This window comes from Comamonas terrigena NBRC 13299, from assembly GCF_006740045.1.
GTDB lineage: Bacteria > Pseudomonadota > Gammaproteobacteria > Burkholderiales > Burkholderiaceae_C > Comamonas > Comamonas terrigena.
Window position 1 is genome coordinate 4313247 of the sequence record NZ_AP019749.1, and the last position, 13440, is coordinate 4326686.

Sequence of the window (13440 nt, forward strand, 5' to 3'; positions counted from 1 at the left end):
GTGCTTTTCCTTTAGAGAACTTCAGGGGCCAGGGACACGATCTTCATGAACTTCTCATTGCGCAGTTCACGGGTCACGGGGCCAAAGATGCGGGTGCCGATAGGCTCCAGCTTGGCGTTCAGCAGCACGGCGGCATTGCCGTCGAACTTCACGAGCGAACCGTCAGCACGACGGATGCCCTTGGCAGTGCGCACCACCACAGCGCTGTAGACCTCGCCTTTTTTGACGCGGCCACGCGGAGCGGCTTCTTTGATGCTCACCTTGATGATGTCGCCAACACTTGCGTAGCGACGATGAGAACCGCCCAGCACCTTGATGCACTGGACAGACTTCGCGCCGGTGTTGTCGGCAACCTCTAAACGAGATTCTGTTTGGATCATTTCAATATTCCCAACTTGCTCCAGCAATCTCGACAGCCCCAGAGAACTTCTCAAGGGCTGAACAAAACAGCCGGTCAGTCTTGGGCCCGTCGTCCACCTCTCGGACCATTCCGAAAGGCTTCCCGCTGGGCAGAAAGCTCACACTTTTACATGTGAAGCCTGGGATTGTCGCAGAAATTCCTTTATGCGTCAAGCGTTTAGCCAAGCATTCCCCTGTTGCGCAAATGCCTCCCGCACCGGCGTCGACACACCCCCAAAACCATAGCTGCCGCGGCCCTTGCAACAATGCGTTCTGCGCAAAGAAGGCGCAACACGCAATAGCCTGCCAGAAACCAGAAACGCACAAGCCGCTCCATTCCGAAGCGGCTTGTGGGGTGCGTGGTGCGGCCCGGACGGAGAACGCCGCAGCAACAGCCACCCGGGACCGCGGCCGAAGGGCGCCCTGCCCTCAGGCGCCGGCAGGCAGGTACTGCTGCGCCAGTGCCAGGAAATCTTCCAGGCGGGGGTCCTGGCCCAGCTCTTCCTGCAGGATCTCGGCCACCCGCGGCGCCACGGCAGCGGCCTGGCGGGCGTCCAGGAACAGCAGGCGGCTGCGGCGCGCCAGCATGTCTTCCACCGTGCGCGCATACTCAAATCGCACGGCAAAGCGCACCATGGCCTCGGTCAGGCCAGGCACCAGCTCCACACCGGCACCGGGCAGCGCCTGCACGGCCTCCCCCTCGGAGCCATAGCTGTGCAGCCCCTGGGCGGCATTCATGCCGTGGCGCACGGTGCCTGCGGCGGGGGCCCCCACCAGCGGCAGGTGCACGGTCACGCCGCCAGCACGCGGATCCAGCAGGCGCTGGCTGAAGCATTCGGACAGCACATCCTCGGCCATGGCCCGGTAGGTGGTCCACTTGCCGCCGGTCACGGTCACCAGACCGGACTTGCTGGTCAGCACCGTGTGTTCGCGGCTGATCTTCTTGGTGTTCTCGCCGTCATCGTCCTGCGGTTTGACCAGTGGGCGCAGGCCCACCCAGATGCTGCGGATGTCGGCCAGCGTGGGTCGGCGGCTCAGGTAGTTGCCGGCTTCCCGCAGGATGAATTCGATCTCTTCGGCAAAGGCCTGCGGCTCGCGCGCCAGGTCGTTGCGGGGCGTATCGGTGGTCCCCAGGATGACCTTGCCCAGCCAGGGCACGGCAAACAGTACCCGGCCGTCGGCCGTCTTGGGCACCAGCAGCGCGTGGTCCGAGGGCAGGAAATCGCGGTCCACCACCACGTGCACGCCCTGGCTGGGCGCCACCATGGGCTTGACCGGCTTGCCCAGCAGCTCGGCATCCTGCTGGCGGAACAGATCCACCCAGGGGCCGGTGGCATTGACCACGCAACGCGCCTTCACGGTAAAGCGGCGGCCAGTTTCTGCGTCTTCGCAGACCACCCCGGCCACCTTGCCGGCTTCGTGCACCAGCTCCTTGGCCGGGCAGTAGTTCACCAGCAGCGCCCCCTTGGCGACAGCCGTGCGTGCCAGCGCCAGCGCCAGGCGGGCATCGTCAAACTGGCCATCCCAGTACTTCACGCCGCCCTTGAGGCTTTCGCCGCGCACCGTGGGCAGAAAGCGCAAGGTCTTGTCACGGCTGAGGAATTCGGTGCGGCCCAGGCCGTCCTTGCCGGCCAGAGCGTCGTACATCTTCAGGCCGGCACCATAGAACGGCGTGTCCAGCAGGCGGTAGGACGGCATCACGAACGCCAGCGGCTGCGCCAGATGGGGGGCGTTGTGCAGCAGCGTGGTGCGCTCGTGCAGCGCCTCGCGCACCAGGGCAATATTGCCCTGGGCCAGATAGCGCACACCGCCGTGCACCAGCTTGGTGGCGCGCGAGGACGTGCCCTTGGCAAAGTCATGGGACTCCAGCAGCACCACCTTGAAGCCGCGTGCAGCGGCATCCAGCGCCGTGCCCAGGCCGGTGGCACCGCCGCCGATGATGGCCAGATCATAGGTTTCGGGCTGCGCCAGCCGCTCCAGCAGGGCGGCGCGGTCGGTAGACTGGGGGGCGGTGGTGTTCATGGGCAAAAATCTGGTGAAGGCCTTCCCGCAGGGTCACAACAGCTGCGCCACGGAAAAACCCAAAGGGGCAGACAGAATTTTCGCTCTTTTTCGTTTTTAGTGCGCGTTTTTGCGCGAAATTTTGTTTCGCTTCTGCTCGTTACACGGCAAAAATTCACAATACGAAAAAGAAACGGCGTCGCCACGCCGTACTGCGGGCAGGGCTGCCCCTGGCACACGCCCTGCTTGGCGCTGCTGCCTGCCCAGGGTGCGCAGGCAGCAGACCCACTCAACGCACCTTGCCGTTCTTCCAGGCGTTCAGCAGGCTGTCGTAGGCAATGGTTTCGCCCTTGGGCTTTTCATTGGCCAGCTTCTTCCACGGCGCATGCTGGTCGCTGAGCCACTTGGCCGGGTCCCCCTTGGGGTTAAGCTTGGGCGCGCACTGGGCCATGCCGGCGCGCTGCAGGCGGGCCATCACCTGGTCCATTTCCTCCGCCAGCGTGTCCATGGCCGCCTGGGGCGTCTTTTCCCCCGTCACGGCCTGGGCCACATTCTTCCACCACAGCTGGGCCAGCTTGGGGTAGTCGGGCACGTTGTTGCCGGTGGGCGTCCAGGCCACGCGGGCCGGGCTGCGGTAGAACTCCACCAGCCCGCCCAGCTTGGGCGCCATGTCGGTCATGGCCTTGGAGCGGATGTCGGATTCCCGGATCGGTGTTAGCCCCACGATGGTCTTCTTCAGGCTCGTGGTCTTGGCCGTCACAAACTGTGCATACAGCCAGGCAGCGGCCGTGCGGTTGGCGTCATGGTTCTTGAAGAAGGTCCAGCTGCCCACGTCCTGGTAGCCGTTCTGCATGCCCTGCTTCCAGTACGGGCCGTTGGGGCCGGGCGCCATGCGCCACTTGGGCGAGCCATCGGCGTTCACCACCGGCAGGCCCGGCTTGGTCATGTCGGCGGTGAAGCCGGTGTACCAGAAGATCTGCTGCGCAATATGGCCCTGGGCCGGCACGGGGCCGGATTCGCCAAAGGTCATGCCCATGGCCTCCTTGGGCGCGTACTTCTTCATCCAGTCCACGTACTTGGTCAGCGCATAGACCGCGGCCGGCGAATTGGTGGCCCCGCCACGCGAGACCGAGGCACCCACCGGCGTGCACTTGTCATCCGCCACGCGGATGCCCCACTCGTCCACCGGCATGCCGTTGGGAATGCCCTTGTCGGCCGAGCCGGCCATGGACAGCCAGGCATCGGTGAAGCGCCAGCCCAGCGACGGGTCCTTCTTGCCGTAGTCCATGTGGCCATAGATGGGCTTGCCATCGATGGTCTTCACATCGTTGGTGAAGAATTCGGCAATGTCTTCATAGGCACTCCAGTTCAGCGGCACGCCCAAGTCGTAGCCGTACTTGGCCTTGAACTTGTCCTTCAGGTCCTTGCGCTCGAACAGATCGGCGCGGAACCAGTACAGATTGGCGAACTGCTGGTCGGGCAGCTGGTAGACCTTGCCGTCCGGGGCGGTGGTGAAGCTGATGCCGATGAAGTCCTTCAGGTCCAGGCCGGGATTGGTCCACTCCTTGCCGGCCCCGCCCATGTAGTCGGTCAGGTTCATGATCTTGCCGTAGCGGTAGTGCGTACCGATCAGGTCGGAATCCGAGATCCAGCCGTCGTAGATGCTCTTGCCCGACTGCATGGAGGTCTGCAGCTTCTCCACCACATCGCCTTCCTGGATCAGGTCGTGCGTCACCTTGATGCCGGTGATTTCGGTGAAGGCCTTGGCCAGCGTCTTGCTTTCGTATTCGTGCGTGGTGATGGTTTCGGACACCACGGCGATCTCTTTCACCCCCTTGGCCTGCAGCTTCTTGGCCGCCTCGATGAACCACTTCATCTCGGCCATCTGCTGGTCCTTGCTCAAGGTGCTGGGCTGGAATTCGTTGTCCACCCATTTCTTGGCCTCGGCTTCACCGGCCCAGGCGGAATGGCCTGCTACCAGTGCCGCAGCGGCAAAGGCAATGGCCCGAAATTGCACGTTCATAGCTGTCTCCTGTTGGTGTGTTTGCAAGCGCTCCCCGCCGTCACATGGATCCCGGCCACGGGGGAGGATCGGGCCAGACCTGTTCGCTGGGCAGCGGCGCCGCACCCGCAGCGCCTCTGCCACCATCCCGTCAGCCTTTGCGCATCACCAGCGCCAGCACCAGCATGGACAGCACAAAGCTGATCCACACCGAAGGCTCCTGCTCCAGCCCGAACCACTGCACCATCTTCTCGCCCAGCCCCACCCATGCCAGGTTGATGTAGGCCGCCAGCAGCAGGCCGATGAAGAGGCGGTCCCCGCGCGTGGTTTCGATCGGCAGCCAGCCTTTGCGCTGCACCGTGGGGCTGCGGATTTCCCACACCGTCATGCCCACCAGCATCAGCGCGATGCAGCTAAAAAATACGGCCACCGGGGTGGTCCAGACCATCCAACTGAACATAGGGGTCTCCCACCGCGTTACACGCGGCCCATGGCAAAGCCTTTGGCGATGTAGTGGCGCACGAACCAGATCACCACCGCCCCCGGCAGGATGGTGAGCACTCCCGCCGCCGCCAGCGTGGCCCAGTCCATGCCCGAGGCGCTCACGGTGCGCGTCATCGTGGCCACGATGGGCTTGGCATTCACGCTGGTCAGCGTGCGCGCCAGCAGCAGCTCCACCCAGCTGAACATGAAGCAGAAGAACGCCGCCACCCCCACCCCGGCCTTGATCAGCGGCAGAAAGATGGTGAGGAAAAAGCGCGGGAAGCTGTAGCCGTCGATATAGGCCGTCTCGTCGATCTCGCGCGGAATGCCGCTCATGAAACCTTCCAGAATCCACACCGCCAGCGGCACGTTGAACAGCAGGTGCGCCAGCGCCACCGCGATGTGCGTGTCCATCAGCCCCATGGTGGTGTAGAGCTGGAAGAACGGCAGCAGGAACACGGCCGGCGGCGTCATGCGGTTGGTCAGCAGCCAGAAGAATACATGCTTGTCGCCCAGGAAGCGGTAGCGCGAGAAGGCGTAGGCCGCCGGCAGTGCCACCGTCAGCGCGATCACCGTGTTGATGGCCACGTAGATCATGCTGTTGATGTAGCCCGAATACCAGGACGGGTCGGTGAAGATGGTGCGGTAATTGCCCCAGGTGAAGTGCTGCGGCCACAGCGTGAAGCTGGCCACGATCTCTTCATTGGTCTTGAAGCTCATGTTGACCATCCAGTAGATGGGCAGCACGGCAAACACCAGGTACAGGACCAGAAAGATGCTGCGCTTGTGGAAACGGCGTTCATTCATGGCCCACCTCCGCATTGCCGGTGCCCACGCGCTGCATCCAGTTGTAGAGGACGAAGCACAGCAGCAGGATGATCAGAAAGTAAATCAGCGAGAACGCAGCCGCCGGCCCCAGGTCGAACTGGCCCACGGCCTTCTGCGTCAGGTACTGGCTCAGGAACGTGGTGGCATTGCCCGGCCCGCCGCCGGTCAGCACAAAGGGCTCGGTGTAGATCATGAAGCTGTCCATGAAGCGCAGCAGCACGGCAATCATCAGTACCCCGCGCATCTTGGGCAGCTGGATGAAGCGGAACACCGCCCATTTGCTGGCCCCGTCGATGCGCGCCGCCTGGTAGTAGGCATCGGGAATGGAGCGCAGGCCGGCATAGCACAGCAGCGCCACCAGCGGCGTCCAGTGCCACACATCCATCACCAGCACGGTCAGCCAGGCGTCCAGCGCATTGCCGGTGTAGCTGTAATCGATGCCCAGGCCGTTGAGTGTGGCGCCCAGCAGTCCGATGTCGGCACGGCCATAGATCTGCCAGATGGTGCCCACCACGTTCCACGGAATCAGCAGCGACAGCGCCACCACCACCAGCACCGCCGAAGCCTTCCAGCCCTGGGCCGGCATGGACAGCGCCAGCGCAATGCCCAGCGGAATCTCCACCAGCAGCACGGCCAGCGAGAAGGTGATCTGCCGCCACAGCGCAGCGTGCAGCTCTTCGTCACGCAGCACAGCGGCAAACCACTCCGTACCCACGAACACGCGGCGCTCGGGATCGATGATGTCCTGCACCGAATAGTTCACCACCGTCATCAGCGGCAGCACGGCCGAAAACGCCACGCAGAGGATCACCGGCAGGATCAGCAACCAGGCCCGCTGGTTGACCGGTTTGTTGGATGCGCTCATGCCAGCAGCTCCTCATTGCGGTAGTAGCATGTGTGCGGCCCCACCAGCTGCAGCCAGACTCCCTGCCCCACGGCCGGCAGCGGCGTGCCGATGGCAAAACGGGCTTTCAGCGTGTGGCCGTCGATGCCGGCGGTCAGCATCAAATGGGTGCCCACGTCCTGCACCCGCTGGACCTGTGCCGGTACCGCACCGGCCGCGTCCGGCAGGGCCAGGCGCAGGTATTCCGGCCGCACGCCCAGCTGCAGCGGCGCACCGTCGGCCAGCTGCGCCTGCAGCGCAGGCGCCACCGGCATGCGGCGCGCTCCCACCCACAGTGCACCATCCCGGCACTGCACGGGCAGAAAATTCATGCCCGGCGAACCGATGAAGTGCCCCACAAAGGCATGGCGCGGGTGTTCGAACAGCGCGTCGGGAGCCCCCACCTGCATCACCCGGCCGCGCGACATCACCACCACCTGCTCGGCAAAGGTCAACGCCTCGACCTGGTCGTGGGTCACATAGATCAGCGTGAGCCTGAGCTCCTGGTGGATCTGCTTGAGCTTGCGGCGCAGCTGCCATTTGAGGTGCGGATCGATCACCGTCAGCGGCTCGTCAAACAGCACGGCGGCCACATCGGCGCGCACCAGACCCCGTCCCAGCGAAATCTTCTGCTTGGCATCGGCCGACAGATTGGCGGCACGCTGGTTCAGCTGGCCGCTCATCTCCAGCATCTCCGCGATGACGCCCACGCGCTGGCGGATCTCGACCTCGGGCACCTTGCGGTTGCGCAGCGGGAACGCCAGGTTCTCGGCCACCGTCATGGTGTCGTAGATCACCGGAAACTGGAACACCTGGGCGATGTTGCGCTGCTGCGGGCTGTCCTGCGTGACGTCGCGACCATCGAACAGCACCTTGCCATGCGACGGCGTCAGCAAGCCCGACATGATGTTCAGCAACGTGGTCTTGCCGCAGCCCGACGGGCCCAGCAACGCGTAGGCCCCGCCATCGGCGAACTCCATCTGCAGCGGCAGCAGGGCGTAGTCGCTGTCCTGCTGCGGACGGGGCCGGTAGGCATGGGCCAGATCCAGGGTAATGCGTGCCATGGTTCAGCCTCCCGCCTCGGACACCGGCAGCTGCAGCAGGGCACCGCCTTGGCCGCCTGGCAATTCACGCTCGAAGATATAGCAGTCCAGCGGCGACAGATAGACGCTGACAGGCTGATTGAGTCCGACCTTGTGCACCCCGGTCAGCTGCGCCACCCAGTCCCCCCAGGGCAGCTGCACGTGCACAAAGGTGTCGGAGCCCGAAATCTCCGCCAGGTGCACCAGCCCCTGCAGCGCCACATCGCCGGGCCTCGCCTGCAGTGCCAGGGCACTGGCACGCACTCCCAGCATGGCCGACCCTGCGGGCTGGCGCAGCGGCTGGGGCAGCGCCAGCCGGGTACCGTCCGGCAAGGCGATCTGTTGCCCGCCGCCCTCCACCTCCACGGCCACCAGATTCATCGGCGGATCGCTGAAGGCCCGCGCCACCCGCAGCGACAGCGGGGCATGGAAGACCTGGGCCGTGGGCCCGTACTGCAGCAGCTCGCCGGCATCCAGCACCGCGGTATAGCCCCCCAGCAGCAGGGCTTCTCCCGGTTCGGTGGTGGCATAGACCACGGTAGACCGGCCCGCGTCAAACAGCTGGGTCAGCTCGTCGCGCAGGCCTTCGCGCAGCTTGTAGTCCAGGTTCACCAGGGGCTCGTCCAGCAGCATCAGCGGCGCATCCTTGGCCAGGGCACGGGCCAGCGCCACACGCTGCTGCTGGCCGCCCGACAATTCGGCCGGCAGCCGGTCCAGGAACATGTCGATGTGCAGGCGCTGGGCCAGCGCGCGCACCTTGCGGTCAATATCCTGGTCTCCGCGCAGCTTCAGTGGAGAGGCGATGTTGTCCGCCACCGTCATCGACGGGTAGTTGATGAACTGCTGGTAGACCATGGCCACATTGCGCTGGCGCACCGGCATGCCGGTCACATCCCGGCCATCCACCCGCACGCGACCGCTGGTCGGCGCATCCAGCCCGGCCATGATGCGCATCAGGCTGGTCTTGCCGGCCTGGGTGGCGCCCAGCAGCACGGTCACGGCAGCGCTTTGCAATGCCAGGTTCAGCGGGTAGAGCCACGTCTGCCCCCCGACACGTTGCGCCACGTTCTCCAGCTCCAGCTGCATCGCCACCTCTCTGCTCCGGCTGCGGAGCAAATGTGTACTTCCGTGTGATTGAAAGCCCTTGCTTGCTTTCGGATGGATGCATTTTAGTTCTTTTGTCTGCCGAACCCATAGAAAAATACCCTAGGCATGGTTCGTTTGACTTCGATGACCATAACGAAACAAGCCGCAACACCCTGCTGTCTGCGCTATAAAGTGCTGCATCTGCCCGTTTCCCAACCTTTGCCCTTTTGCGCCGTGAACTCCAACCCCCGCCAACTGCAGCTGCTCGAAGAAGTCCGACAACGCCAATCCGCCACGGTGGAGCAACTGGCCGACATCCTGGGGGTCACGCTGCAGACCGTGCGCCGGGATGTGCAGAAGATGGCCGACATGGGCCTGCTGGTGCGCTTTCACGGCGGCGTGCGCATGCCCAGCGCCACGGTGGAGAACATTGCCCACCCGCAGCGCCAGACCATGCATGCCGAAGGCAAAGCCCGCATCGCCCAGGCCATTGCCCAGGCCATTCCCAATGGCTGCTCGCTGATCCTGAACATCGGCACCACGACGGAGGCCGTGGCCAAGGCCCTGCTGCGCCACCAGGGCCTGCGCGTCATCACCAACAACCTGAACGTGGCGGCCATCCTCAGCAGCAATGCGGACTGTGAAGTCATCGTCGCCGGCGGCGTGGTGCGCACGCGAGACCGCGGCATCGTGGGCGAGGCGGCGGTGGATTTCATCCGCCAGTTCAAGGTGGACATTGCGGTGATCGGCATCTCCGCCATCGAGGCCGACGGCTCGCTGCGCGACTTCGACCTGCGCGAGGTGAAGGTGGCGCAGACCATCATCCAGCAATCGCGCGAACTGTGGCTGGCGGCCGACCACAGCAAGTTCGACCGCCAGGCCATGGTGCAGATGGCCACGCTGCAGCAGGTGGACCGCCTGTTCACAGACGCACCGCCGCCCCCGCACTTCATTCCGCTGCTGGAGCAGGCCGAGGTGGAATACACCGTCGCCGACCAGGCCTGAGCACGTTCTGCCCCCCGCCCTGGCAGCGCCTTGCGCGCCAGCGGCATTCCTGCGGGCGGCACCTATCCGCCGGCCGTAGTTTCTGACCTATCCTTCCCCCCATGACGACCTATCTGCTTGCCTTGGACCAGGGCACATCCAGTTCCCGCTCCATCGTGTTCGATGCGCAAGGCCGCATCGTGGCTTCGGCCCAGCTGGAGCTGCCCCAGATCTACCCGCGTCCGGGCTGGGTGGAGCACGACCCGCGCGAAATCTGGCGCACCCAGCTTTCCACCGCCCGGGAAGCACTGGCCAAGGCCGGCCTCACGGCCCGTGACATCCGCGCCGTGGGCATCACCAACCAGCGTGAAACCACCGTGGTGTGGAACCGCAAGACCGGCGCCCCCATCCACCATGCCATCGTCTGGCAGGACCGCCGTGCCGAGCCCATCTGTGCCGCGCTGCGCGAAGCCGGCATGGCCGACACCATCCAGCAAAAGACCGGTCTGCTGATCGACGCCTACTTCTCCGGCAGCAAGCTGCAATGGCTGCTGGACCACGTGCCCGGCGCCCGCGCCGCGGCCGACGCCGGCGACCTGGCCTTCGGCACCGTGGACAGCTGGCTGATCTGGCAGCTCACCGGCGGCCGGCGCCATGTGACCGATGTCAGCAACGCCAGCCGCACCATGCTGTTCAACGTCCACACCAACCAGTGGGACACCGATCTGCTGGCCGCGCTGCGCATTCCCCGCAGCCTGCTGCCCGAAGTGCTGCCCTCCGCAGCCGACTTCGGCCACACGGCCTCCGACATCCTGGGCGGCGAGATTGCCATCGGCGGCGTGGCCGGCGACCAGCAAAGCGCCCTCTTCGGCCAGGCCTGCTTCACGGCCGGCATGGCCAAGAACACCTATGGCACCGGCTGCTTCATGCTGATGCACACCGGCAGCCAGTTCCAGACCTCGGCCAACGGCCTGCTGACCACCTCTGCCGCACAGGCCAGCACCCAGCCCCAGTTTGCGCTGGAAGGCAGCGTGTTCGTGGGCGGCGCGGTGGTGCAGTGGCTGCGCGACGGCCTGCGCGCCATCGAACACAGCGGCCAGGTGCAGCAGCTGGCCGAAAGCGTGCCCGACAGCGGCGGCGTGATGATGGTGCCCGCCTTCACCGGCCTGGGTGCCCCGTACTGGAAGCCCGACGCCCGCGGCACCATCACCGGCCTGACGCGCGGCAGCACCATCGCCCACATCGCCCGCGCGGCGCTGGAATCCATTGCCTACCAGAGCGCGGCCCTGCTGCAGGCCATGAGCCGCGACGCGGTGGCCAATGGCGGTGCGGCAGTGAGCGAGCTGCGCGTGGACGGCGGGGCCTGTGTGAACAACCTGCTGATGCAGTTCCAGGCCGACCTGCTGGGCATTCCCGTGGTGCGCCCCGCCTGCGTGGAAACCACCGCGCTGGGAGCGGCCTACCTGGCCGGTCTGTCCACCGGCGTGTACCAGAGCACCGAAGAGCTGTCGGCCCTGTGGAAGGCGGAGCGCCGCTTTGTGCCCACCCTGGAGCATGACCGCGCCCAGGAGCTGATGGCACGCTGGGAGCACGCGGTGGCACAGACGGCACTGCCCCACCCGGCCTGATTCACGCCTCCACCAGGCGCTGCCTGCCGCCTGTAACAGGCGTCCGCAAGGGATGGCACGACCAAGCCATTAAAGCCATTGCGTGAATAGCGCCTGTTTTTGCCACACGCACCGCGCGACAATAGCGGATTAGGGCAAGCCCTTGGTCGGGGCGCTGCCCCTCGCTTTCCGGAGCCTTTCATGACATCCCCCGCAACCCATCCCTCTTCCATCGCCTTCATCGGCGGCGGCAACATGGCCAGTGCCTTCATCGGCGGCCTGCTTGCCCAGGGCCTGCCCGCTGCCAGCATCACCGTGGTCGAGCCGTTCGAGGCGGCCCGCGATGCGCTGAAGGCCAAATTCGGTATCGACGCGCTGCCGGCCGCGACTGCCGCGCTGCAAGCCGCCGAACTGGTGGTCTGGGCCGTCAAGCCCCAGACCTTCAAGGACGCGGCCGCCGCCGCCAGCCCCTACACCCGCCACGCCCTGCACCTGAGCGTGGCCGCCGGCATCACCACCGACAGCATCGCCCAATGGCTGGGCACCGGCCGCATCGTGCGCGCCATGCCCAACACGCCCGCCCTGGTGGGCAAGGGCATGACCGGCCTGTTCGCCCGCGCCGATGTGGACGGCGCCGGCTGCGCGCAGGTGGAAGCTGTGATCGGCACCACCGGCCAGTTCATGTGGGTGGAGCAGGAAAGCCACCTGGACGCCGTGACCGCACTGTCCGGCTCCGGCCCGGCCTATGTGTTCTTCTTCCTGGAAGCCATGACCCGTGCCGGCCAGGACATGGGTCTGAGCGAAGCCCAGGCCTACCAGATGGCCGTGGCCACCTTCCAGGGCGCCTCCGAGCTGGCCGCCCGCTCCGACGAACCCGCTGCCGTGCTGCGCGAGCGTGTGACCAGCAAGGGCGGCACCACCTTCGCGGCCATCACCCACATGCAGGACACGCAGGTGGCTGCGCACTTTGTGCAGGCCATGCGCAAGGCCGAAGCCCGCGCCCAGGAACTGGCGGCCGAATTCGGCCGTTGAGCCGGTGGTGTGCGTTGTGCGGTGGCCGCGGTCACCGTGCAGCGCCGCTGGCGTGAACGGCGCTATGCGCCCCAGACCATGGAGCGCATGGAGATGGCTGCCATCTGGTAGTCGGTGTTGAAGCTGCGCACCGCCTCTCCGCCCTCCACCGCACCGGCCGCATACAGCAGCGGCAGGTAATGGTCATGGCTGGGGTGGGCCATCTGCGCCACCGGCCCCAATTGCTGGAAGTCCACCAGACCCGCCAGATCCCCCTGGTCCACATGGCGGGCCACCATCTGGTCAAAGTCCACCGCCCAATCATAGGCCTGCTGGGGTGACGAGGTGCGCTGCAGCGCGCGCAGGTTGTGGACCACGTTGCCGCTGCCAACAATGAGCACGCCCCGCTCGCGCAAGGCCCGCAGCTGCTGGCCCAGCGCGTAATGCTCGGCCGGCGGGCGGCTGTAGTCCATGCTCAGCTGCACCACCGGAATGGAGGCATCGGGAAACATGGGTTGGAGCACGCTCCAGGCCCCGTGGTCCAGCCCCCATGCCTGCGGGTCCACGCCCAGGGGCTGCCGGGTGTGCGGCATGTGCAGCTGGGCCGCCAGCTGGGTGGCCACCTGGGGGGCTCCCGGTGCCGGGTACTGCTGGGCAAACAGCTCCGGCGGAAATCCGCCGAAGTCATGGATGGTCCTGGGCTGGGCCATGCCGGTCAGAAACGATCCGCCCTGCGTGAGCCAGTGCGCCGAGATGCACAGCACCAGCTGTGGCCGCTCCACCTGCGCCAGCAGCTCCTGCCCCAACTGCTGCCAGCTGCGGCGGTAGGCGTTGTCTTCGATGGCGTTCATCGGGCTGCCATGCCCCAGGAACAGCACCGGCATGCGGGGCGACGGCTTGAGCTCGGCAATGCCCGCCTGCACGGCGGCCTGCGCGACATCATTGGCACTGGTCATGCGCACTCCTGCTGCAGCCAGCGCCGCCGCACCCGCGGCAGCTCCCAGCCACTGTCTGCGTTGCATCTTCCCACTTTCGCACGGTGCCCGCAGCACCGCGGGCATGAAAAAAGGGTGC

General features: G+C 65.8%; 12 protein-coding genes. 3 read left to right on the plus strand and 9 right to left on the minus strand.

Annotated elements, in window-relative coordinates:
* Window positions 1-11: 11 nt before the first annotated feature.
* The 8 genes from rplN to CT3_RS19560 all read right to left on the minus strand — a co-directional run bounded on the left by rplN (window position 12) and on the right by CT3_RS19560 (window position 8764).
* Window positions 12-380: a 50S ribosomal protein L14 gene (rplN, locus tag CT3_RS19525; RefSeq protein ID WP_016449173.1), complete on the minus strand. Its 369-nt coding sequence runs from the start codon at window positions 378-380 to the stop codon at window positions 12-14.
* Between the two features lie 448 nt (window positions 381-828).
* Complete coding sequence (locus CT3_RS19530; protein WP_066541325.1) at window positions 829-2421, minus strand: glycerol-3-phosphate dehydrogenase/oxidase; 1593 nt, start codon at window positions 2419-2421, stop codon at window positions 829-831.
* A 268-nt stretch (window positions 2422-2689) separates the two neighbouring features.
* Window positions 2690-4423, minus strand: a complete 1734-nt coding sequence (locus CT3_RS19535; protein ID WP_066541331.1) for an ABC transporter substrate-binding protein — start codon at window positions 4421-4423, stop codon at window positions 2690-2692.
* Between the two features lie 130 nt (window positions 4424-4553).
* Window positions 4554-4862, minus strand: a complete 309-nt coding sequence (locus CT3_RS19540; protein WP_066541332.1) for a DUF2160 domain-containing protein — start codon at window positions 4860-4862, stop codon at window positions 4554-4556.
* Window positions 4863-4879: 17 nt separating this feature from the next.
* The gene (locus CT3_RS19545) at window positions 4880-5692 is read right to left on the minus strand and encodes a carbohydrate ABC transporter permease (protein WP_066541333.1); all 813 of its coding nucleotides are present in this window, start codon (window positions 5690-5692) and stop codon (window positions 4880-4882) included.
* Window positions 5685-6578, minus strand: coding sequence for a carbohydrate ABC transporter permease (locus CT3_RS19550; protein ID WP_066541334.1), 894 nt, complete (start codon window positions 6576-6578; stop codon window positions 5685-5687). The genes CT3_RS19545 and CT3_RS19550 overlap by 8 nt, the downstream gene beginning before the upstream one ends.
* Complete coding sequence (locus CT3_RS19555; RefSeq protein WP_066541336.1) at window positions 6575-7660, minus strand: ABC transporter ATP-binding protein; 1086 nt, start codon at window positions 7658-7660, stop codon at window positions 6575-6577. Before CT3_RS19555 ends, CT3_RS19550 begins: the two co-directional genes overlap by 4 nt.
* A 3-nt stretch (window positions 7661-7663) precedes the next feature.
* Window positions 7664-8764, minus strand: coding sequence for an ABC transporter ATP-binding protein (locus tag CT3_RS19560; protein WP_066541338.1), 1101 nt, complete (start codon window positions 8762-8764; stop codon window positions 7664-7666).
* Window positions 8765-8998: 234 nt separating this feature from the next.
* Between CT3_RS19560 and CT3_RS19565 the strand changes: the two genes are divergently transcribed.
* From CT3_RS19565 to proC, 3 genes are all read left to right on the plus strand, one after another.
* Window positions 8999-9769 carry a DeoR/GlpR family DNA-binding transcription regulator gene (locus tag CT3_RS19565; protein ID WP_066541339.1) on the plus strand — a complete coding sequence of 257 codons (771 nt, stop codon included), beginning with the start codon at window positions 8999-9001 and terminating at the stop codon, window positions 9767-9769.
* A gap of 101 nt (window positions 9770-9870) precedes the next feature.
* Complete coding sequence (gene glpK / locus CT3_RS19570) at window positions 9871-11376, plus strand: glycerol kinase GlpK (RefSeq protein ID WP_066541340.1); 1506 nt, start codon at window positions 9871-9873, stop codon at window positions 11374-11376.
* Between the two features lie 180 nt (window positions 11377-11556).
* Window positions 11557-12387: a pyrroline-5-carboxylate reductase gene (proC, locus tag CT3_RS19575; RefSeq protein ID WP_066541341.1), complete on the plus strand. Its 831-nt coding sequence runs from the start codon at window positions 11557-11559 to the stop codon at window positions 12385-12387.
* Between the two features lie 62 nt (window positions 12388-12449).
* On the opposite strand, the gene ygiD is transcribed toward proC, so the two are convergent.
* Complete coding sequence (ygiD, locus tag CT3_RS19580) at window positions 12450-13322, minus strand: 4,5-DOPA-extradiol-dioxygenase (RefSeq protein WP_066541342.1); 873 nt, start codon at window positions 13320-13322, stop codon at window positions 12450-12452.
* Window positions 13323-13440: the final 118 nt, after the last annotated feature.

Coding starts and splice junctions, on each gene's coding strand:
- CT3_RS19555 (WP_066541336.1), bottom strand. CDS start 7,660: ATGGCACGCATTACCCTGGATCTGGCCCATGCCTACCGGCCCCGTCCG.
- CT3_RS19530 (WP_066541325.1), bottom strand. CDS start 2,421: ATGAACACCACCGCCCCCCAGTCTACCGACCGCGCCGCCCTGCTGGAG.
- glpK (WP_066541340.1), top strand. CDS start 9,871: ATGACGACCTATCTGCTTGCCTTGGACCAGGGCACATCCAGTTCCCGC.
- CT3_RS19535 (WP_066541331.1), bottom strand. CDS start 4,423: ATGAACGTGCAATTTCGGGCCATTGCCTTTGCCGCTGCGGCACTGGTA.
- CT3_RS19545 (WP_066541333.1), bottom strand. CDS start 5,692: ATGAATGAACGCCGTTTCCACAAGCGCAGCATCTTTCTGGTCCTGTAC.
- ygiD (WP_066541342.1), bottom strand. CDS start 13,322: ATGACCAGTGCCAATGATGTCGCGCAGGCCGCCGTGCAGGCGGGCATT.
- CT3_RS19540 (WP_066541332.1), bottom strand. CDS start 4,862: ATGTTCAGTTGGATGGTCTGGACCACCCCGGTGGCCGTATTTTTTAGC.
- proC (WP_066541341.1), top strand. CDS start 11,557: ATGACATCCCCCGCAACCCATCCCTCTTCCATCGCCTTCATCGGCGGC.
- rplN (WP_016449173.1), bottom strand. CDS start 380: ATGATCCAAACAGAATCTCGTTTAGAGGTTGCCGACAACACCGGCGCG.
- CT3_RS19560 (WP_066541338.1), bottom strand. CDS start 8,764: ATGCAGCTGGAGCTGGAGAACGTGGCGCAACGTGTCGGGGGGCAGACG.
- CT3_RS19550 (WP_066541334.1), bottom strand. CDS start 6,578: ATGAGCGCATCCAACAAACCGGTCAACCAGCGGGCCTGGTTGCTGATC.